This is a genomic window from Zobellia barbeyronii, assembly GCF_018603515.1.
GTDB classification, from domain to species: domain Bacteria; phylum Bacteroidota; class Bacteroidia; order Flavobacteriales; family Flavobacteriaceae; genus Zobellia; species Zobellia barbeyronii.
The window spans coordinates 405,811-424,734 of sequence record NZ_JACATN010000002.1 but is presented as its reverse complement, the minus strand read 5'-3'; the positions used below and the strand labels follow the sequence as shown (position 1 = coordinate 424,734).

Here is an 18,924-nt window from a genome sequence, read left to right as displayed (position 1 = left end):
TTTTAAATTTAAGTAGGATATTTCGTCTTGCTCATTTCATAATAAATAACAGAATAACAACCGGACCTTTTAATTAAGAAATAATACAACTAAGTAAATGACCAACTTAAATCAAACCGCAAATCCTACGCGGAAACGTTATAATATATTGGCCATGGTTTTCATTACCGTGGTTATTAATTATTTAGACCGAAGTAATATCTCTGTTGCTGCTTTTGCAATGAAAGAAGATATGGGGCTTAGTAATGTGCAAATGGGGTATGTGTTTTCTGCCTTTGGTTGGACGTATGCTTGCTTGCAGATTCCTGGAGGAATCATAGCAGACAAATTTCCTACACGAATTTTGTATTCCATAATGATGGCCTTATGGTCTGTGGCAACGCTTATACAGGGTATGGTTAGCTCATTTGGTGCTTTAATTGGCCTAAGAGCTAGTATCGGGATATTTGAAGCTCCTTCTTATCCTATCAACAATTTAGTGGTTACCAGATGGTTTCCTGAAAACGAGCGAGCATCGGCAATTGCTATATATACGTCTGGTCAATTTTTGGGCCTTGCTTTTCTAACCCCGGTTTTAGTGGCAATTCAAAGCTATTTTGGATGGAGAGGTCTTTTTGTTATTTCAGGTATTATAGGTCTTGTTTGGGCTGCTATTTGGTATTTTTTCTATCGTAATCCACAAGACCACAAATCAATTAATAAAGCAGAGCTTGAGCATATTGAGAAAGGTGGCGGACTTATTGGTAAGAACGATGTAAAAAAAGAAGAGAAGAAAAAATTTGAGTGGAATGATTTCAAGCAAGCTTTCATTTATAGAAAACTTTGGGGACTTTATATTGGTCAATTCTGCTTGGGAGCTACAACTATATTCTTTCTTACATGGTTTCCAACGTATTTGGTGGAGTTTAGAGGATTGGATTTCTTGAAATCTGGATTCTTGGCTTCAATTCCTTTTTTAGCAGCTTTCTTTGGAGTGCTTCTATCTGGTTTTTCATCTGACTATTTAATTAAGAAAGGGTATTCCGTTGAGATCGCAAGAAAGACACCAATTATCATTGGTATGCTTTTATCTACTTGTATTATTGGAGCGAACTATACAGATAGTACTTTCTTCGTAATACTGTTTTTAGCTTTGGCCTTTTTTGGTAATGGTTTGGCAAGTATTGCTTGGATATTTATCTCTCTTATGGCACCTAAAAAATTAATAGGACTTACCGGTGGAGCATTTAACTTCATTGGAGGTTTAGCAGGTGTAGTTGTGCCAATAGTAATAGGTTATTTGGTAGAAGATGGGGATTTTAGTCCTGCTCTTTTCTTCATAGGAGGTATAGCGCTACTTGGCTTTATATCTTACACTTTTATAGTAGGTAAAGTAGAACGTATCGTTCCAAAAAAATAAAAAATATTAAATAATAGTAAATAGGCATTTATGAAAATATCAGCTATTAAAACTTTTCCTATAAACGTAGGTTTTGGAAGTCAGCTAGTCATTAAGATTGAAACAGATTCAGGAATTTATGGATGGGGAGCTTCTGGTCTTTCTGGTAGGGAATTGGCCGTTATTGGCGCAATTGAACATTTTAAAGGTTTTTTGATTGGTAAAGACGCACGAAACATTGGTGCACTTTGGCAAGAGATGTATCGTGGTCAGTATTTTGAAGGAGGACGTGTACTTACAGCAGCTATTTCAGCTATAGATATTGCACTTTATGATATTAAGGGAAAAGCCCTTGGTGTTCCTGTATATGAATTATTGGGAGGTAAACATCGTGATTATGTAGATTGTTTTGCTTCGGTTCGTTTTAGAACTAGAGAAGAGCTTTTTGAGTACTCTAAAATTTGTATTAAAGAAGGTTGGACTATGTTACGCTTGGCTCCTGCAGAATTTGAAGCAGAAGGAGATAAGGAACTTTTTGAACCACGACAATCCATTGCTACAATCGCCGAATGGCTTACTGACCTTAGAAAAGAAGTTGGCTCAGCTATAACCATAGGTATCGATTATCATACAAGACTTACGCCGGCACAGACATATTCTTTTATAAACCGTATGCCACCTGGAACGCTGGATTATATTGAAGAGCCTATTCGTGATGAAAATCCTGAAGCCTACGAGAACCTTAGGAAAATGGTAGATATTCCTTTTACGATAGGTGAAGAGTTTTCTAGCAAATGGCAATTTTTGCCTTTTATAGAAAGAAACCTTACGCAGTACGCACGTATTGATATTTGTAATGTTGGCGGAATTACTGAAGCTATGAAAGTGGCTAGTTTGGCAGAAGCTCATTATATAGATTTGATGCCGCATAATCCATTAGGACCAATTTGTACTGCGGCTACCATTCATATGGCTGCAGCCTGTCCTAACTTTGGTTGGTTGGAAGAAATGAATACGCCTGCACAGTATATGGGTACGGATGCTCCAGAGTTTTATCCTGTGAGACCTATATTGGACGGACCTACATATCCCATACTAGATACTCCTGGACTAGGAGTAGAGTTCAATGAAGAACTGGCATTAGAACAAACTTTTAAACCTATTGAAATACCAAGATTACGTCGTAAAGATGGGTCATTTACCAACTGGTAATCAAATATATTATTCAACGAATTCCATTAAGCCAAAACGGTTGGCTTGATGTACATTTTTAGAAATGTCATAAATAGGAAATATCGTTGAAGTAGACCGTCTGTCGCCCTCGGCATCATTTCGGTCTTGTCTAATAGCGAGGAAAGCCCATTTGTTTCCGGGTTCAATCGCAACAACTTTACCAAGCTCACCAAAGTTTGAATAGGGGATGGCCATTTCCATGGTCCATCCCTTATCAATATCAGAATTATCATTTATAGTTCCATCATAGGTAACTTCAACCTCAAAGTCTGGGTTGAAAGTTTTGTAAGCCACATCTTTTCCCTTTACATAATCATTAAAAAAAATGAAGTCGTTCACGGCCTTGTTCAGGTTTAGTTCATATCCAAAATGGGTGTCTAAACTATCTGGCGTAGTAATAAAGAATATTTCGGCACAGTCATCTAAGTAAGGTTGTCCGTCCCTTTTGGTTTCTCTAGCAGTAATATATTGGTCTTCCATTTCAAAAAACACATAGAATTTTTCTTTTCCCCAAAGCATTCTAAAGGTCGATTTTTGTTGGTCCGTTGGCTTGTCAACCCTATAAAAGTAATCCAGCGTTCTAGCTTCGGTTTTTGACCAACTTGCTTCATCCATTTTACCATCAATAACCATGGGCTCACTCACTTTAGAAACCTTAAAGACAGGCTGTTCACCTAAAGAAAGCTTCTTTTCCTGCTGTGCAAAAGTAGAAGTGGTTAGAAAGGATAAAGCGATTAAAATTTTGGTGTTTCTGAACATATATTTTGAGTGGCTCATATTAATTAGCAATCATAACTTTGGCCCACAGATTGTTTTTATAAACGTCTAGAGCTTTTTGTAATTCTTTCTTTGATTCGTCTGTATTTCCCAGTCCAGCATTCCCCAATGCTTCCAGATAATAAGAGTTGGAGATAAATTTATTGTTTGTGGCAGAAGCTTCTTCAACAGCAACTAACGTATTACCGTTTCCGCTCTCACGCATAGATTGTCCTTTTGCAATTAAGCTCTGGAACATGGACTTGGCTTTTTCTGAATCACCCAATTTCTCAAGAGATTTCCCCTGAAAGAATATAAGATCATTCATGCCTCTTCCGTTTTGGGCAGCAACACTTTTTTGATAACTAGACTTTGCATTTTTTGAATCGCCCAGTTGTTTATAAGCTTCGCCCATATAGTAATAAATCATGGCATTTTTTTCGTCATGGGTAGGTTTGCCTACTTCCAAATTCTCAGGATATTGCAAGGCGCGCTCTAAATGTGCTATAGCATCTTGTGGCTTTTTCTCAGCTATTAATTGCTTAGCTTTTAAAGTATGCGCATCTACATAATGCCAATAGGTTTCTCTGCCGCCTTCCCAAGTTCTAAAATGATGTTTGTCTAGAAAGGCAATAGCCTTATCATAATCACCTGCTAGGTTGAGTAATTCTACATAGGTTTTAGGAGCGTCTACGTCTTGTCTTACAATATCAAGATTGCTTTCTAAGATTTCAAGATTCTTTCTAAAATCCGCATCCGATTCATCGTAGTATTTAGAAAGCTCTGAATACCAAAGCGGATTTGAATTATCTAGCGAAATTGCTTTGGTCATAAAATCTATAGCTTGTGAAGGATTCTTTTGGTGATAGAATGCTCCAAATGCTAGATTACGCCATACCATAGGAATGCTAGTATCTATAGCACCAGCCTTCTCCCAATACTTTATAGCATCATCTGGTCTTTTGTCATAAAGTAGATTCCCTAAAAGATAAAAAGTAGTGGCGTTATTAGCATCAATCTCAAGTGCTTTATTTAAAACAGTTTCGGTTTCCGTACGATACGGAAAAGCATAATCTAGGGATACATTTTTTGCTTCAGCCAAGGCTTCTTTCGCTTTTCTAGAATCACCTGCTTCAGTATAAAACCAAGCTTTGTAATAGTGAACAAGCGGGCTAGATACCCTTTTTAAGTCAGACAATAACGCAATACCATCTTCGGTAATACCTGCATTCATGTAGTTCGTAGCGATTTCCAGATAATTGTTCTCTGGGTTTTGCATGTTGTTTCTCCAAGTTTCCATAGAGCTATTACCTTTTACCAGTTCCATTTCATAAAGGACTGAAAAATCTAAAGGGTCATAAGCAATCTGCTGCTCTAGAAGAGTCACGGCTTCGCTTTGGCGGTTGAGTTTACGGAGTAAAGCGGCATTCAATACTACAATTCTACCATCGCGATTATTTGTAGTATAGGCTTCTTGGACGTATTCAAGTGCTTTTTGATAGTTTCCTTTTGTGCTTTCAATTTGTGCCAATTTAAAATTACCAGAGGAGAACCATTGGTAGTACCAAGCTGATCTTGCCAAATTGGAATACGCTTCCTCTTCATGACCTAATGCTTGGTGCGTTAAACCCAAATAATAGAATATTTCACCTTCTTTGGGCTGATAGTATTTTACTTTTAATTTATCTGCTGCGGTTTGTAGATATTTTAATGCCTCGTCATATTTGGTTTGATTGAACTTACGCATACCTAAAGCGAGATTCGTACGGTAATCGTTAGGTGATATTTCTAAAGCGGCTAAGTAATAATCGTCTGGTTCAATGCCCGGTCTTCTAAATTGTTCTACAAAACGTCCTGTTAGGTAAAGGTCTTCAACAGTTTTGAGCTCCTCCGGTTTCTTTACTTTCTCTTGAACTTCTGGAAGTTGTGGAGTTTTTGGTTTGTAGGGTGTGTATGAAATAAGTTCGTTTCCTTGTGCATCTTGAATAAGGGCAGTTATCTGATACTCATCTAAAGCTTTTCTGTTTTTATAAGTCGATGTAAAAGGATGGGCAGGATCAATATCTATCGTTTTTTCCTCTAAAACAGTATCACCATTTTTCAGAATAACTTTTGCTCCTTTAAAATCTTTGGTAGTGTTGAATCCGTAAAATACGGTCTTTACATTTCGCATTTGAAGCGTAACGGAAGCATCGGTATTTGAATTTTTAACCACCTCTAAATCTCGAACAGGATACCAGTAATTTTTTGCGTCTTTAGCGGAGTGGGGGAGAATCCAATTATAATCCGGTTGATTGTTAGAAAACGTACCGGTCATTAATTCTACATACGCCTTTCCGTCATCGGTTAGTTTTCGTCTTGCATTTTGTCCTTGTAATCCTGGACCAAATTGCCATAGTTTTGAAGCGTTGTTCTTAAAGGGATTCCCTACGTGAACGGTTCCCGCTTTTTGTCCGTAATCATATCCTCCTATAAATCCTTCTTTAATGTCCCACATAAAAAATGAAACCGGATTAGGATGATTCTTCCACCAGGTTAAGTCTACACCTTTTTCATAACTGGTACGCCCATAATCATCAGTCTTATTGGATAATGGCCAATTAATAAAGCTACTGTTGTTATGATATACTCCAATCTCTTGACTTGGAGGCCAAAACGTTCTAAAATCATCGTTCGCTGTTATGGCTACATTTGCCCAAAAAAGAAAAGTAGTAGTAACATCACTAGTATTATTAATGCGATAATCAACCTCTATATAGGAACGACCAGGTCTTAAGGTCATGCCTATAACGCCGCGCATATCCCTAGTTTTTTCGGTTTCTCCGATCCAAACTGTGGCGCTACCGTCTTCGTTAGTTATCATTCTATAATCACTAGGAAGCATGGTAGTCGTACGGTGGTGATGTGGAAAACACCATTCTATACCTCCTGAAACCCAAGCACCCAACGTACCAATTAAATCGGGCTTAATTACGCTGTTGGTATGAAACAATTCGTGTCCGTTGGTTTTGTCAATAGCCGAAAAAAGACGGCCTCCAAAGGCTGGTAAAACCTTTACAAGAATATATTCATTTTCTAAGTAGACCATGTCATAAGTGACATCAACCAAAGAATCGCCTAATTTAGTCTGTGATGCGTACGGATATACTTTACCCTGTGCGCCTTGAACTCCACGACCGTTATAAAAAATGGGACTCAACTCATCCGTTCCAATTTTATAGGTTGGAATGGTTTCTTGACCTTCGTAAACTTTTACTTGAGCTTGAAGTTGAGAAATGCAAAAAAAGAGCAGTAGTGCTGAAAGAAAACGATTTTTGTTTGGCATAATTTGTCTGTATAATACTATTCTTCTTAAAGTTAAGAAGGATTACTAGAATACAGTATAACAAATGGTCTGGCGAGTATAATAAATTGTAAAAAGTGACTTAGTATACATTTTATGTATTAATCTCTTCGCTTTTGTTTTTTGCCCTTGCTGTTTTCACCGCTATTTTTTTCAACATCCATTCTGGATAATCCGTAGCATCCTCAGCTTCGTAGATTCTTATATGTTGGTCTTCTTGTGGTTTTTTGAGCTCATCCGGGTCGCAATTTAAAATTTGAGCTGCGGTATCCACACCTGAGTGTGAAACTCCTGCCACACCGTGAGAAAGAATGCTAGCTCCGCATAAATAGAGATTCTCAATCTCACTTTTTGCCTTGTAGGCAAACGGACCAATATGTTTTAGGCTTTTTTCGGTGCCGTAGATATTACCGTCCGTGGTATTAACGTAGTACTTATTGGTTAACGGAGTTCCCAAGTCTTTTTGAATGATGTGCTTGCTGATACCTGGAATAGCATTTTCTAATCCGTTTATCATTTTTTGCATCAACAATTCTTTGAAATCCAAGTATTCTTGCGAACGTTCCTGATTTTCATCTTTAAACTTTTCAAAAGCCTTATAGTCAACCAGAGTAATGGCTTCTATACTATGATACTTTCCGTCAAAACTAGAAGGGTCTTTTAAAGTGGTACAGCTAATGAACATTCCTTCAAAAGCATCTCCTTTTGAAATATCAGATTCTAACATGCTATCGTAAAAATCGTCCGTGTCTTTATTGGGCATCATCCAAATATTTCCAGAGTCCAGACCTGCTTTGCGCAAATCCATATCAACAATCAAAAACAACATTAATGAGGTGCTGGAATATTTTGTTTTAGCTAATTTCTGCTGAAATTTAGCACTGAGGTTTTCTCTTCCGACCAAATCATTATAGGTTATACCTACATCTGCATTGGATACAATAGTATCGGCATAAATTTCTTGCCCATTTTCTAAAACAACCCCAACGGCTTTTTTCCTTTGGTCGCCTTCTAGAATTATTTTTGTAACCGCTGTACTTGTGCGTAGTTCTCCTCCATGTTTTTTAAGCGTATTGGTCATAGCTTTTATGAGCGCACCGCCGCCACCCATGGGGTAATATCCACCTTGAAAATAGTGGTACATTAATGCACTATGCAATACAAAAGGAACCTTTTTTGGCTGAACACCGTGATCCCCACACTGGATGTTCAATATGTTTTTCAAAAGCGGATTTTTTATATGCCACCCTATTACTTTTCTCACGCTGAACATCCCATATTTACCAAAATGTTTGGTTTTAAAGGGAATGGTCAATTTTTGCCAGAACCCTTTAAAATAAGGGAGTGAGTAAAGCTCTTCACTTACTTTTCTAGTTAGGTTAAGGTATTTGTGAATCTGATTTTTGTCATTCGGAAAGCGAGCGGAAAGTCGTTCTACAAGCAAATTAAAATTGGCCGGAAAATCGAATCGTTCTTTACCAATACGAACATGTTCGTACGCATCGGGATTCATTCTAAAAAACACAAGTTCGTTAGCAATGCCCAAACCTCTATATAAATCATTGGTGGCCTCACCTTCGGCCATTAATCCAACGTAATGAACGCCCGGAGTAAATCGGTGTCCGTTTAAGTAAAAACTATGGCACCAACCGCCAGGCACGTCATGTTGCTCCAGTACCAAAACTTTTTTGCCAGCTCTAGCCAAACAAATAGCTGTAGCCAAGCCACCCGCTCCAGAACCTATGATTATAGAATCGTATGCATTGGGTTGGTTCTTGGTATCTGTTGAACCGGAATTTTGTACTGTTTCTTGCATTCGCAGGATTATAGAATGATAATAAAAATAGAATCACTATCGAAGATATGCATAAAAACAGAAATCACTTTTTATGCTAAAGCCCTATTTTAAAATTGGTATGTTACTTTTTAATTTTGTAAAGCTTCGGCAATAGCCTTTTCTACCAGAGGTTCCATTACTTTGTAACCTTCAACTGTTGGGTGTACGCCATCATTGGCATATTTTTTTGGCAAGCCGTTAAGCTCATCTGCCATAGCAGAAAAATAGTCAAGATAAATATGACCTTTTTCTTCGGCGTAAGCTTTAATCATTTTGTTTAGATTAATAATTTTTTGAGCGGGCTGCATCTCTGGTTTCCATGGATATTTGTAAGCGGGCAGGGTAGAGGACAAAATTACTTTTATGTCGTTTGCGGTTGCTAAATCTGCCATGGATTTAATGTTATCCATAATCATTTCTAAGGTTGATGGCCCCGTATTTCCTGCTATATCATTTGTACCTGCCAATAAGACCACTACTTTAGGCTGAAGGTTAATTACATCTGGTCTAAACCGAACGAGCATTTGCGGTGTAGTCTGTCCGCTGATTCCTCTGTTCACATAGGGTTTATCTGCAAAAAACTCCGGTCGGGAATTAATCCATCCAATAGTAATGGAGTTGCCCATAAAAACGACTCGGTTTTCATTAGCGGTTGGTTTTGCCAGTTTGGTATTGTCTTCTTGAAACTGACTTAAATTTGGCCAATCCTGTCCCTTTATTCCATTAATTATTCCTAGTCCCATTAATATAGCAAGTAATGTTGGTTTGAGTTTCATTCTTTAGGTAATTATCTATTGGTGTTCTTAAATTCTTTTTTGTCTTCTATGGTCAAGGGCACATCTTCCATAAACTTTTTTTGATTGGGTTTTTGCATAAAAAGATACACGACTAAGAAAATTGCAATAACCAGAAAAAGGGCATTCCCGTTAAAACCATAGGCAATTATGGCAAGAAAGGCAGGTCCTTCTATAAACGCATATTTTACAATGGATGCAGCTTGGTATTTTGCCAATTTCAACGTTAGAGTGTCAGTTTTATTTATGGCTAATAATTGTTTTTTAAACATAAATTGACTCATAAAATAACCAAAAGCAGCCACTACAGGTATCACGTAAATGAAGATATCATTTGGATTTGCATTAGCAATGAAAGTGCCATTGCTAACAAATTTAAAAATCCCAAAGGCAAGGATAGTTCCTACTAGTGCGAGGTGAATTATAGATAAAGTCTTAAGGGATTCCGAAGGTTTTGCCGCCATTAATTTTAAAGTTTAGCTGTTTATAAAGGTAGCCTTTCAACCGGAAAGATAAAAATTAATTGAGCAGGCGTTAATTAACGATGAACCAGTATATATAGTAGAGAATACAAAATGTTATTACCAATGATAGGATATAAATCATTAGCTCAATACGAAGATTATTTTGATGCTGTTTTTTAATACTCTCTTTAAGCACGGCCCATTCTTTAGCATCTAGCTTTTTAAATTCAACCTCTGTTTTACTTACCCCATTTTTGTAGAGTTCGCGTAAGTCTTTGAATTTACGTTTCTTAAGAAGAGCTCTATTTTGCTTTAAACTGCTTATGGCATGCGCCATGAATCCTTCACCTGCCATAATTTAGTTTTACTCGATAATTGAGATTAAATGCTCCGAGGTTTGACTCGAAATCAAAGTGTATTCCTTTTAATGCCTCGTGGGCTTGCCCCGAGGTAGTTTACCTATATGTATAGGTTTTAGCATAAATGTTACAAATTGATACTTCTTTGGTAGCGATCTTAAAGGATGTTAGAAGAGGAATCTAATTTATATGTATTTTAGGAGAGGAAATTTTAAAAGGAACACACAATGAAAAATATATCAAGAAGAAGCTTTAATACAAAACTATCGCAAGGCATAGCCGGGACCGCTCTTTTGAGCAGTATTGGTTTGGGATATGGATTTTCTTCGGGAAAGGATAAAAAGAAACTGGGTATAGCTTTAGTGGGTTTGGGGAGTTATAGTGGCGGACAATTGGCACCAGGATTACAAGATGCTGAAAATTGTTATTTGGCAGGTATTGTTACGGGAACTCCGGCAAAAGAAAAGGAGTGGATGGAGAAGTACAACATTCCTAAAAAGAATGTATACAACTATGAGAACTTTGAATCCATTGCTAAAAATAAAGATATTGATATTGTTTACGTAGTGCTTCCTAATAGCATGCACGCGGAGTTTTGTATTCGCGCAGCAAAAGCCGGTAAACATGTAATCTGCGAAAAACCAATGGCAGTTAGCGTTGAAGAATGCGACGCTATAATTAACGCTTGTAACGAGGCTGGTGTGAAATTGTCTGTTGGCTATCGCATGCAATCTGATCCGTATACCAAAGAAATTAAACGTTTGGTAAAGGAGAAGCCGTATGGAAGTGTTCGTTACGTATCTTCTGATGCGGGATATATATCTGGAGGAAACCCAGACCAATGGCGTTTGAACCATGCGCTTTCCGGTGGTGGTGCTTTGATGAATATGGGCGTATACTCTATACAGAGTAATATATACGGTACGGGGCAAAATCCTATTTCTGTCTCTGCACAAGAATTTAGTTCAAGACCGGAATATTTTAAAGATACGGATGAAACTATTACCGCACAGATGGAATTTCCAAATGGGGTAGTGGGTAATTTATATACCTCGCATAATGCGAATGCAAACCGACTATTTGTTTCATTTGAAAAAGGATGGGCAGAGCTAAATCCTTGCCATAATTACGGACCTTTGGCCGGACGCACATCAGATGGGAAAGAAATAAAGTTTCCTCATCAAAGTATGCAAAAGCTTCAGATGGATGATTTTGCAAAGCACATTATGTTAGGAACAACAAACTATGCGCCTGGTGAAATGGGCAAACGAGATATGATTATTGTAGAAGCCATTTATAAATCTATTAAGGAAGGTGGAAGCAAGGTTGCATTGGACTTAGGAGATATGGGAATTGTAAGACAGTAAACTATTACGTAATATATAGATTTGAAAGGGACGGTTTTTAAATCGTCCTTTTTTTTGAACTCTAGAGAACTGGACTATAGATTTTTGCGTGAGGTTTTTTAAACCCTTATTACGGTTAGCATATGGTTAAATGTATCAATCAATATAGCTTGATTGTGTGTTTCTACAACAGTTTTGGTTGCAGTCATTTTATCTATAGAGGAATAGCAAGATGATAAAACAAATAATTAGTATTATTTTTGAAGCATCAAAAAATCACCTTAATAATCTATAGTCTATGCCTTATCAAGATGTATTTGTTCAATTCTGGAATCAGGTAGAAGAAAGTGTTGAAGAAGGCAGCTTTGCCAAGTTAACTATGGCCAAGACTATTGGGAAGCCTAATCTGAAAAATATCTTTTTAAGACCGGTCTATTCTAAAAATGGTTTTAAGGTCTTGTTAAAATTTCGTTACCGATCTAAAGATACCGAAGACAGGGAAGAAGAACTTACTTTGGATGAGGCTTTTGAAGTGTTGAAATCTCATCTTAAAAGTCATTTCTTTTCTGTTATATTATTTTCTACAAAAAAGGATGTTCTTTTTAAAGTCAATAGAAAAGGCGCGGGTAGTATTACCGAAACTGAACCTTCTTTTAGTATGGTTATTCAACCTAAGAGTGATATAGATACGGATATGGAATAGGGAGGTGTAAGTTAGATTCACCTTAAATTTTCCACTAAGCTTAAGATTATTATAATTCTATTGAGAGCTACGTTTGTTATCCAGATTACGTTGTTGCGTAAACTTTAAAACCTTCTTTATGCGAGAATTCTTGTTGCAAGAAAAAACTAAAAGTTGAGTGGTCTTTGCAATAGCAAATGATATCTAAATCGCTTTCAGGTAGGTCAATCCCTATTGGAATGGTTCCCGTTAAAATAGGATTATACTCTTTGAGTTTCTCTAGAATTTGAATTTTCTTAATTTCAGCATAGGCGAGTTTTTGTCTCTCGTTTCCAGACTTCAGCTATTCAATATTTTTAAAATTCTCAATCAATTTTTGCTCTTTGTATTTTTGTTGAATGGATGCGATACTAGTCTTGTAGTTTAGGCTTTGAGATGTCTTCTTCAAAAGAAACCTTTCCTTTTCATGAATGAAATTCAGCTCAAAATTACGCTAACTATATAAAGTATTGTCGTGTGAGATGACATGCTTTTTTACATTAGCTTGAAATTCTTGAGGAGTTTGCTCCGCATGCAATTTAAAAAACCGGCTAAAGTAGGAGTGATCCTTAAAACCTAGGTTATAGGCTATTTCTTTAATGGTATTCTCGCTATGTATAATTTGCCTTTTTGCCTCCAATATAAGGCGGTCGTGAATGAGCTGTACGCCTGTTTTATCAAGTTTTTCTTTTAATATTTGATTTAATCGCTTTGCGCTAATGCCCAGTTTTCCTGCATAGAAATCGGCATTACGTTCGTTTTGATAATTCATTTCAAGCAAAAGCATAAACTCGTAAACCCGCTTTTCGTTAATGTCCTGCAATGTAAAGTGCTGTTCTTTTAGTTGTATCAGTTTTAATAAAAACACTTTTAAAAGCGCTTTCATCATTATTAAATTAATAGCCTCTTGGTTGTATTCTTGCTCCAAAAGCTGAAGAACGGAAACCAATCCTTTTGAGCTCTCCTCATTCACCTGCAGACAAGAAAATTCCCCCTGTATATTGAACATTCTAAAAACATCCAATAAGAATTCTTTTAAATCTCCTTCCAAAAGTTCCTGTTTAAAGGAAATCAACACACCATTTTTTCCGGCTTTGTTTAACTGGTGAACTCTGTATGGCGGAATTAAATAAATCCAATCTCCTTTTAAGGTTTGGAAATCATGCTGAGGAACGTGAAGCGCGTCTTCATTTCGTAGCCATACAATTTCAAAGAAATCTCTTCGCGCAGGGTCGTTTAAATAGGCAGGAGGGCAGTTGCCCAAATCTCTTATATATAAAACTTTATCACTGAGCATAATACCTGTTTTTTGATTGAATTCGTAACGTATTTTTTAATCGATATAATCGACTAGAAAACTACCCGTTTCCAAAATATACCACAAAAATAGCTAATAACACCATCTAAAAAGTCGGTATGGGCAGATTGTACCAGACATCTATCAGATTGTGTAACTCTACCGGAAGAAGCCTCTCTAATTTTGTATCAGGTTTTAATGACCAAAAGATTTTAAGTCGATTTAGATATGGAAAATACACTCAAAAAAAAGGATACTGAACTAGTTAAGCGTGCCATGAACACCATTATGGAAGAACACCTGAAACTGGTAAAAGCTATCCAATATGAGGATATAGCCGCTTTAATTCCGGTAATAACAGAAGCCGAACATATTTTTATTATGGGAGCAGGACGTACCGGACTCATGATGAAAGCAGCAGCAATGCGATTCATGCATTTAGGATATAAAGTTCATGTAGTTGGCGAAACAACATCACCCGCCATACGAAAAGGAGATGTGCTTATTGCAGGCTCTGGTTCTGGAACCACTGGCGGAATTGTAGGAGCAGCGGAAACCGCAAAAATAGTAGGAGCAGGGGTTGTGTGCTTTACGACCAATATGGACTCTCCATTGGCATTATTGGCAAACCACAGCGTTAAGATACCTGCTGCACAAAAGCAGGAAAGAGATGAGGATGTTTCCAAGCAATACGCAGGTAGTCTTTTTGAGCAGTCGCTTTTATTGGTTATGGATGCGCTTATTCAAGCGCTTTGGGAATTGGACGGTAGTCCGGCTTCGGATTTATGGAAGCGTCATGCCAATATGGAGTAGGTATTACAAAATGATAATAGGTAAATAATAGAGAACATTTTAAATATAAGATTATGGTAAAATTACAAGTAGCAATAGATTTATTAAAAATAGAAGACGCAATTGCATTAGCAACTAAAGTAGCGCCTTACATAGATATTATAGAATTGGGAACACCACTTATTAAGAGTGAAGGTTTATCAGGAATTAGAAAGATGAAAGATGCTTTTCCTGATAAATTGGTTCTAGCCGATTTTAAAACTGCCGATGCAGGAGAATTGGAAGCTGATATGGCTTTTGGTGCCGGAGCAGATTATATTACCATTTTGGGAGCAACAGGAGATTCTACCATAGCAGGTGCAGTAAAATCTGCAAAAGCACATGGTAAAGGTGTTGTTGTAGATACCATTGGTGTTAAAGACAGAGTAAAACGTGCTCAAGAAGCTATTGCTTTAGGAGCGGAATTTGTTGAACTGCATGCAGGTTTGGATGAGCAAGCAGAAGAAGGATACTCAATCCAGGTTTTGATAGACGAAGCTAAGAGAGCTGGAGTTTCAGTTTCTATTGCCGGTGGTGTAAACCTAAGTAGTATTACAGCGGTTAAGGAATCTGGTGTTACAGTAGCCGTTGCAGGAGCAGCTATCTACGGAGCAGAAGACCCAGCTAAAGCTGCCAAAGAATTAAAAGAGTTGTTGCTAGCATAAGAAGCTATCAAATGATAGCCGATTTATTAAATTATACAAATTCCCGTAAAATGTTTTTTACGGGAATTTGTTGTTTTTGTTTAGCCCGAAGCATGGATTGTTTATAGGTTATTAAGCTTGCGTTTAAATAAAAAATTCTCCAAGATATTATTACTACTTCAGTTGATTCTTTTCGTATTTTTTATAAGCTTTTTAGCTCCTTTTAGCATAATCATATGCGAACTTGGGTTTATGGTAGGTAAATTGTCGTTATTGTCAAAAGCTGAAGCCTGATTTTCTGTTTTCCCATAAACTAGAGATGAAGATATAAGAGTTTCTGCATTTAGGTCATAGATTGAAATTGAAACAGATGCCCTATTACTAGAGTTTTCATTTTGGTTTGAAAATGTCAATGTTCCTGCACCATCACTAATGACGTTACCTCCAATATTTATAATGTAATCACAGTCCGTGTCTCTTTTTAGTTCTTGTAAATCTAAAGTTGATAAATCAAATTTAATTTTTGGGGCAACAAGCTTCGTACTTCTTAAATCGTTTATTTCAATTAAAGAGTCACCAAGGATATTTTTAAAATTTTTAAGTGAGTTGTGATAGAGTTCGGTATCGAATATTTTTGAGTTGGATTCAGTTCTATTTAGAAGCCATTTACCATTGCTAAAATCCAATTCCTTTCCAGTATCAAAAAGGCAACTATATTTAGCACTTCCACACGAATAAAGAACTAAAATAATTAAAACCAAGAACCCTTTTCCTATCTTCTTTAAGATTCTCATATTAATATTTACTTCAATTTATATTTTCGCTATTTTTCATACCTGCTGTAAGCCAATGATTCTTTAATACATTACCATATTTTCACTCGTTTTTCTGGTGCTAAATACAAGGAATCACTTTTCTGAACATTAAAGGCTGTATAAAACTCTGGAATATTACTGACCACTCCGTTTACTCTAAAATTGGCTGGAGAATGAGGATCTGTGTTAATTTGCACTCGTAAGGCCTCATCTCTTATTTTATTTCTCCAAGATTGTGCATATCCGATAAATACACGCTGCTCTCCAGTGTAATTATCCATAACAGGAGACTCCTTACCATTCAAGGCAATTTTGTATGCTTTTAAGGCGATGCTTAAACCACCAAGATCTCCTATGTTCTCGCCTAGGGTAAACTCACCATTCACGTTTAGACCAGGTAGAGCTTCAAATGAATCATATTGAGATACTAAAGCAGAAGTTCGTTTTTTAAATTCTTCTAGGTCATTTTCTGTCCACCAGTTTCTCATTGCACCATCTCCATCAAAAGTACTTCCTTTATCATCAAAACCATGTCCTATTTCGTGGCCAATAACCGCTCCAATTGAACCATAATTTATGGCATCCTCAGCATTTAAATCAAAAAATGGAGGTTGTAAAATTGCAGCCGGAAATACAATCTCATTCAATGTTGGATTATAATAAGCATTCACTGTTTGAGGTGTCATACCCCATTCGGTTTTATCAATCGGTTGGCCTAATTTAGCCAGTTCACGATTGTATTCCATCAAAGCAGCTCTTTGCAAATTACCAAAAAGGTCCTCTCTCTTAATATCTATATCATAAGATTTCCATTTATCTGGATACCCTATTTTGGGAGTAAATTTGCTTAGTTTATCTAAGGCTTCTTTTTTGGTGTCAGCACTCATCCAATCAAGTTCCTTAATACTTTGTTCATAGGCCTTTAAAAGATTTGATACTAATGTTTCCATTCTTTCTTTGGCCTCTGGCGGAAAGTGTTTTTTTACATAAATTTTACCGACCACTTCTCCTAAAGTGCCATTTACAGTTGAAACGCCACGTCTCCATAAAGGTCTTTGCTCTGGTGTACCACGTAATTCTTTACTATAGAAATCAAAATTTTGATCTGTAATTGCTTTACTCAAACGCGAGGCATAGGTGTTAAGGGCACTCCATTTTAGATAGATTTTCCAATCTTCAATACTAGTGGATGTGATGATTTTGTCTAAAGCTTTTGTGTAATCCAACATTAATACCCCAAGATTTTTTTCATCTTTTATACCAGCTTCTTCAAGGTAGCCCGTCCAATTAAAATTTGGCATAATGTTAGAAAGCGTATCCGTTGGAAACATATTATACAAACTAACTAAATCTCTAGTTTTTTCCTTTTCTAAGTGCTTTTCTGCAATTGCTGTTTCAATTGACATTATTTTTACAGCAGCTTTTTCAGCAGCCTGTATACCTGCTAAATCAAACATTTTCTTAATATGTTCAACGTATTTTGCTCTAATCTCTTTAGAACGATCATCATCTTTAAGGTAATATTCACGATCTGGCAATCCTAAACCTCCTTGATAAGTATATACAGTATAAATAGTCGGGTTTTTTAAATCTTGGTATACAAATAGAGTTAATGGTACGCTAATGCCATATTTATTAGCATAAGCAAAATAGGTGGCCAAATCATCATAATTATTTATGGAATCAACTTTATCAAATTCAGGTTGCAAAGGAGAAGCACCAAGTTGATTTCTTGTTTCAAGATCTATATATGACTTGTAAAGATCTTGTACTTTTTGTTCATCCGTACCTTTTTCAAATTCTCCGTCTGCTGATCCCTCTATAATTTCCTTTACACTATCTTCCGATTCTTCATGAAGTATGTATCCAATACCATAAGAAGATTTATCCGAAGGAATTTCAGTATTTTTCATCCAAGTACCATTAACAAAAGCAGTAAAATTATCGCCAGGCTTCACAGAAGTATCCATATATTCCCCTAAAACTCCAGAGGTAAGTACTATCTCTTTTTCTTCTTTACTATCACTTTTGCAGCTTATGCTTACAAGCGCTACAAAAAGCGATAAAATTTTAATTACAAATTTTGCTTTCATAGGATTAGTTTTAATAGTGGTTAGCGTTTAGTATATAAGTATAGCCTGTAGATAGTAGGCTATGATTTCATTTAGACTTATTGGCCCTAATATTTTCTTTTGTAATGCATTTAGAGTATTCTCTTGAAACTTTACTAATTCCATAGAAAGTTCGAGTGCTATTAATGAAAATCTTATACCATCGTTTTCTATATTCATTAGTTCTCTGGAATTCATAATTTCTCCAACAGCGTATCTAAAATACTTTCCATTTTTTCCTTTTGAAAGTAAGTTTTGTCTAATTTTCTAAAGAATTTTATCATCGGTTATTGGTTGGTTATATTGAAAAACAACAATTGGCTATATCTACTCGTACGATTATTTTGTAATAGCAATGCATATCGTAAGTAGTACGTATAGCTGTTTTGTTACCAAAATGTAGGGGGAGATTACACCATAAGTGCTACTGCAATATAAAACTTTTTTTTTGAAAATCTAACGGTACGTGTAATTGACTTGTGTGTTATTTTTTTTATGTAAAAGCTATCTATATCTATTTGATTTTGAAAAGCATCCCAACACTTCGGAAAATAAATATGGCAGACTTTGAAGATATGAGCAAGCAGAAGAAGGATACTCAATTCAGGTTTTTCTAAAATAGGATAATTACCTTCTCCAAACCCACTTATCCAAGCGTATGTTTCAAAATCATAAGTCAGAATTATTATTTGAATCTTTGAGTCTTCGATAAACCTAATTGCGCTTTTGATTTTTTCAAATGATGATATTAAGTCGTTGGCAAATCCTTTAATAATTTTGGTTTCGTTAAAGTTTAGTTCAATTGCTTTTTCATAGCATTCCACAAGCCTTTCGTTATTTTTTGCATTTTCGAAACTGGAAAGAATAGATTGGTTATAAAGTTTAACAGTTCTTTGTTCATTGAGACTAAAAACGTCTGGATTTTCTGTTTTCAATAAATCCAGTCATTGACCAATTGAAGGATGTTGAATCTCCTTAAAATTCTTGTTGAAAAG

Annotated in this window: 17 protein-coding genes; 6 read left to right on the top strand and 11 right to left on the bottom strand. The window is 36.3% G+C overall.

The features are described from left to right. Positions 1–97 precede the first annotated feature (97 nt). Positions 98–1,399 carry an MFS transporter gene (locus HW347_RS06350; protein ID WP_214611076.1) on the top strand — a complete coding sequence of 434 codons (1,302 nt, stop codon included), beginning with the start codon at positions 98–100 and terminating at the stop codon, positions 1,397–1,399. A 30-nt stretch (positions 1,400–1,429) separates the two neighbouring features. After that, positions 1,430–2,590 (top strand): mandelate racemase/muconate lactonizing enzyme family protein, encoded by a 1,161-nt coding sequence (locus HW347_RS06345; RefSeq protein WP_214611074.1) that lies wholly within the window; start codon positions 1,430–1,432, stop codon positions 2,588–2,590. Positions 2,591–2,599: 9 nt separating this feature from the next. Here HW347_RS06345 and HW347_RS06340 read toward each other — a convergent pair whose 3' ends face one another. From HW347_RS06340 to HW347_RS06315, 6 genes are all read right to left on the bottom strand, one after another. Then, the gene (locus HW347_RS06340) at positions 2,600–3,370 is read right to left on the bottom strand and encodes a carbohydrate-binding family 9-like protein (protein WP_214611073.1); all 771 of its coding nucleotides are present in this window, start codon (positions 3,368–3,370) and stop codon (positions 2,600–2,602) included. A gap of 19 nt (positions 3,371–3,389) precedes the next feature. Beyond that, complete coding sequence (locus HW347_RS06335) at positions 3,390–6,692, bottom strand: DUF5107 domain-containing protein (protein WP_214611072.1); 3,303 nt, start codon at positions 6,690–6,692, stop codon at positions 3,390–3,392. A gap of 112 nt (positions 6,693–6,804) precedes the next feature. Beyond that, positions 6,805–8,526: a phytoene desaturase family protein gene (locus HW347_RS06330; protein ID WP_214611071.1), complete on the bottom strand. Its 1,722-nt coding sequence runs from the start codon at positions 8,524–8,526 to the stop codon at positions 6,805–6,807. A gap of 110 nt (positions 8,527–8,636) precedes the next feature. Continuing rightward, on the bottom strand, positions 8,637–9,323 hold the full coding sequence (locus tag HW347_RS06325; protein ID WP_214611070.1) for an SGNH/GDSL hydrolase family protein: 687 nt from the start codon (positions 9,321–9,323) through the stop codon (positions 8,637–8,639). An 11-nt stretch (positions 9,324–9,334) separates the two neighbouring features. Continuing rightward, positions 9,335–9,805: a hypothetical protein gene (locus tag HW347_RS06320; RefSeq protein WP_214611069.1), complete on the bottom strand. Its 471-nt coding sequence runs from the start codon at positions 9,803–9,805 to the stop codon at positions 9,335–9,337. A 70-nt stretch (positions 9,806–9,875) separates the two neighbouring features. Further along, a complete protein-coding gene (locus tag HW347_RS06315; RefSeq protein ID WP_155596001.1) occupies positions 9,876–10,160 on the bottom strand; it encodes a hypothetical protein in 285 nt (94 codons plus the stop codon). A gap of 231 nt (positions 10,161–10,391) precedes the next feature. Here HW347_RS06315 and HW347_RS06310 point away from each other — a divergent pair, with 231 nt between their 5' ends. Continuing rightward, positions 10,392–11,531, top strand: coding sequence for a Gfo/Idh/MocA family protein (locus tag HW347_RS06310; protein ID WP_214611068.1), 1,140 nt, complete (start codon positions 10,392–10,394; stop codon positions 11,529–11,531). 277 nt (positions 11,532–11,808) lie between these two features. Next, positions 11,809–12,213: a hypothetical protein gene (locus HW347_RS06305; RefSeq protein ID WP_155596003.1), complete on the top strand. Its 405-nt coding sequence runs from the start codon at positions 11,809–11,811 to the stop codon at positions 12,211–12,213. A gap of 85 nt (positions 12,214–12,298) precedes the next feature. On the opposite strand, the gene HW347_RS20820 is transcribed toward HW347_RS06305, so the two are convergent. Continuing rightward, a complete protein-coding gene (locus HW347_RS20820; protein ID WP_394370273.1) occupies positions 12,299–12,484 on the bottom strand; it encodes a DUF4269 domain-containing protein in 186 nt (61 codons plus the stop codon). A gap of 201 nt (positions 12,485–12,685) precedes the next feature. Further along, positions 12,686–13,528, bottom strand: coding sequence for a helix-turn-helix domain-containing protein (locus tag HW347_RS06295; RefSeq protein WP_155596005.1), 843 nt, complete (start codon positions 13,526–13,528; stop codon positions 12,686–12,688). A gap of 228 nt (positions 13,529–13,756) precedes the next feature. On the opposite strand from HW347_RS06295, the gene hxlB reads away from it, so the two are divergent. Together hxlB and hxlA are read left to right on the top strand one after the other, a co-directional pair. Beyond that, entirely contained in the window at positions 13,757–14,341 is a 585-nt protein-coding gene (gene hxlB, locus HW347_RS06290; RefSeq protein WP_214611067.1) for a 6-phospho-3-hexuloisomerase, read from the top strand. A gap of 53 nt (positions 14,342–14,394) precedes the next feature. Next, positions 14,395–15,024, top strand: a complete 630-nt coding sequence (gene hxlA / locus HW347_RS06285; protein WP_214611066.1) for a 3-hexulose-6-phosphate synthase — start codon at positions 14,395–14,397, stop codon at positions 15,022–15,024. Between the two features lie 158 nt (positions 15,025–15,182). On the opposite strand, the gene HW347_RS06280 is transcribed toward hxlA, so the two are convergent. From HW347_RS06280 to HW347_RS06270, 3 genes are all read right to left on the bottom strand, one after another. Next, the gene (locus tag HW347_RS06280) at positions 15,183–15,797 is read right to left on the bottom strand and encodes a hypothetical protein (protein WP_214611065.1); all 615 of its coding nucleotides are present in this window, start codon (positions 15,795–15,797) and stop codon (positions 15,183–15,185) included. A 71-nt stretch (positions 15,798–15,868) separates the two neighbouring features. Beyond that, a complete protein-coding gene (locus HW347_RS06275; RefSeq protein ID WP_214611064.1) occupies positions 15,869–17,911 on the bottom strand; it encodes a M13 family metallopeptidase in 2,043 nt (680 codons plus the stop codon). 428 nt (positions 17,912–18,339) lie between these two features. Next, positions 18,340–18,864 (bottom strand): hypothetical protein, encoded by a 525-nt coding sequence (locus tag HW347_RS06270; protein ID WP_214611063.1) that lies wholly within the window; start codon positions 18,862–18,864, stop codon positions 18,340–18,342. Positions 18,865–18,924 lie beyond the last annotated feature (60 nt).

Coding starts and splice junctions, on each gene's coding strand:
- HW347_RS06350 (WP_214611076.1), top strand. CDS start 98: ATGACCAACTTAAATCAAACCGCAAATCCTACGCGGAAACGTTATAAT.
- HW347_RS06345 (WP_214611074.1), top strand. CDS start 1,430: ATGAAAATATCAGCTATTAAAACTTTTCCTATAAACGTAGGTTTTGGA.
- HW347_RS06340 (WP_214611073.1), bottom strand. CDS start 3,370: ATGTTCAGAAACACCAAAATTTTAATCGCTTTATCCTTTCTAACCACT.
- HW347_RS06335 (WP_214611072.1), bottom strand. CDS start 6,692: ATGCCAAACAAAAATCGTTTTCTTTCAGCACTACTGCTCTTTTTTTGC.
- HW347_RS06330 (WP_214611071.1), bottom strand. CDS start 8,526: ATGCAAGAAACAGTACAAAATTCCGGTTCAACAGATACCAAGAACCAA.
- HW347_RS06325 (WP_214611070.1), bottom strand. CDS start 9,323: ATGAAACTCAAACCAACATTACTTGCTATATTAATGGGACTAGGAATA.
- HW347_RS06320 (WP_214611069.1), bottom strand. CDS start 9,805: ATGGCGGCAAAACCTTCGGAATCCCTTAAGACTTTATCTATAATTCAC.
- HW347_RS06315 (WP_155596001.1), bottom strand. CDS start 10,160: ATGGCAGGTGAAGGATTCATGGCGCATGCCATAAGCAGTTTAAAGCAA.
- HW347_RS06310 (WP_214611068.1), top strand. CDS start 10,392: ATGAAAAATATATCAAGAAGAAGCTTTAATACAAAACTATCGCAAGGC.
- HW347_RS06305 (WP_155596003.1), top strand. CDS start 11,809: ATGCCTTATCAAGATGTATTTGTTCAATTCTGGAATCAGGTAGAAGAA.
- HW347_RS06295 (WP_155596005.1), bottom strand. CDS start 13,528: ATGCTCAGTGATAAAGTTTTATATATAAGAGATTTGGGCAACTGCCCT.
- hxlB (WP_214611067.1), top strand. CDS start 13,757: ATGGAAAATACACTCAAAAAAAAGGATACTGAACTAGTTAAGCGTGCC.
- hxlA (WP_214611066.1), top strand. CDS start 14,395: ATGGTAAAATTACAAGTAGCAATAGATTTATTAAAAATAGAAGACGCA.
- HW347_RS06280 (WP_214611065.1), bottom strand. CDS start 15,797: ATGAGAATCTTAAAGAAGATAGGAAAAGGGTTCTTGGTTTTAATTATT.
- HW347_RS06275 (WP_214611064.1), bottom strand. CDS start 17,911: ATGAAAGCAAAATTTGTAATTAAAATTTTATCGCTTTTTGTAGCGCTT.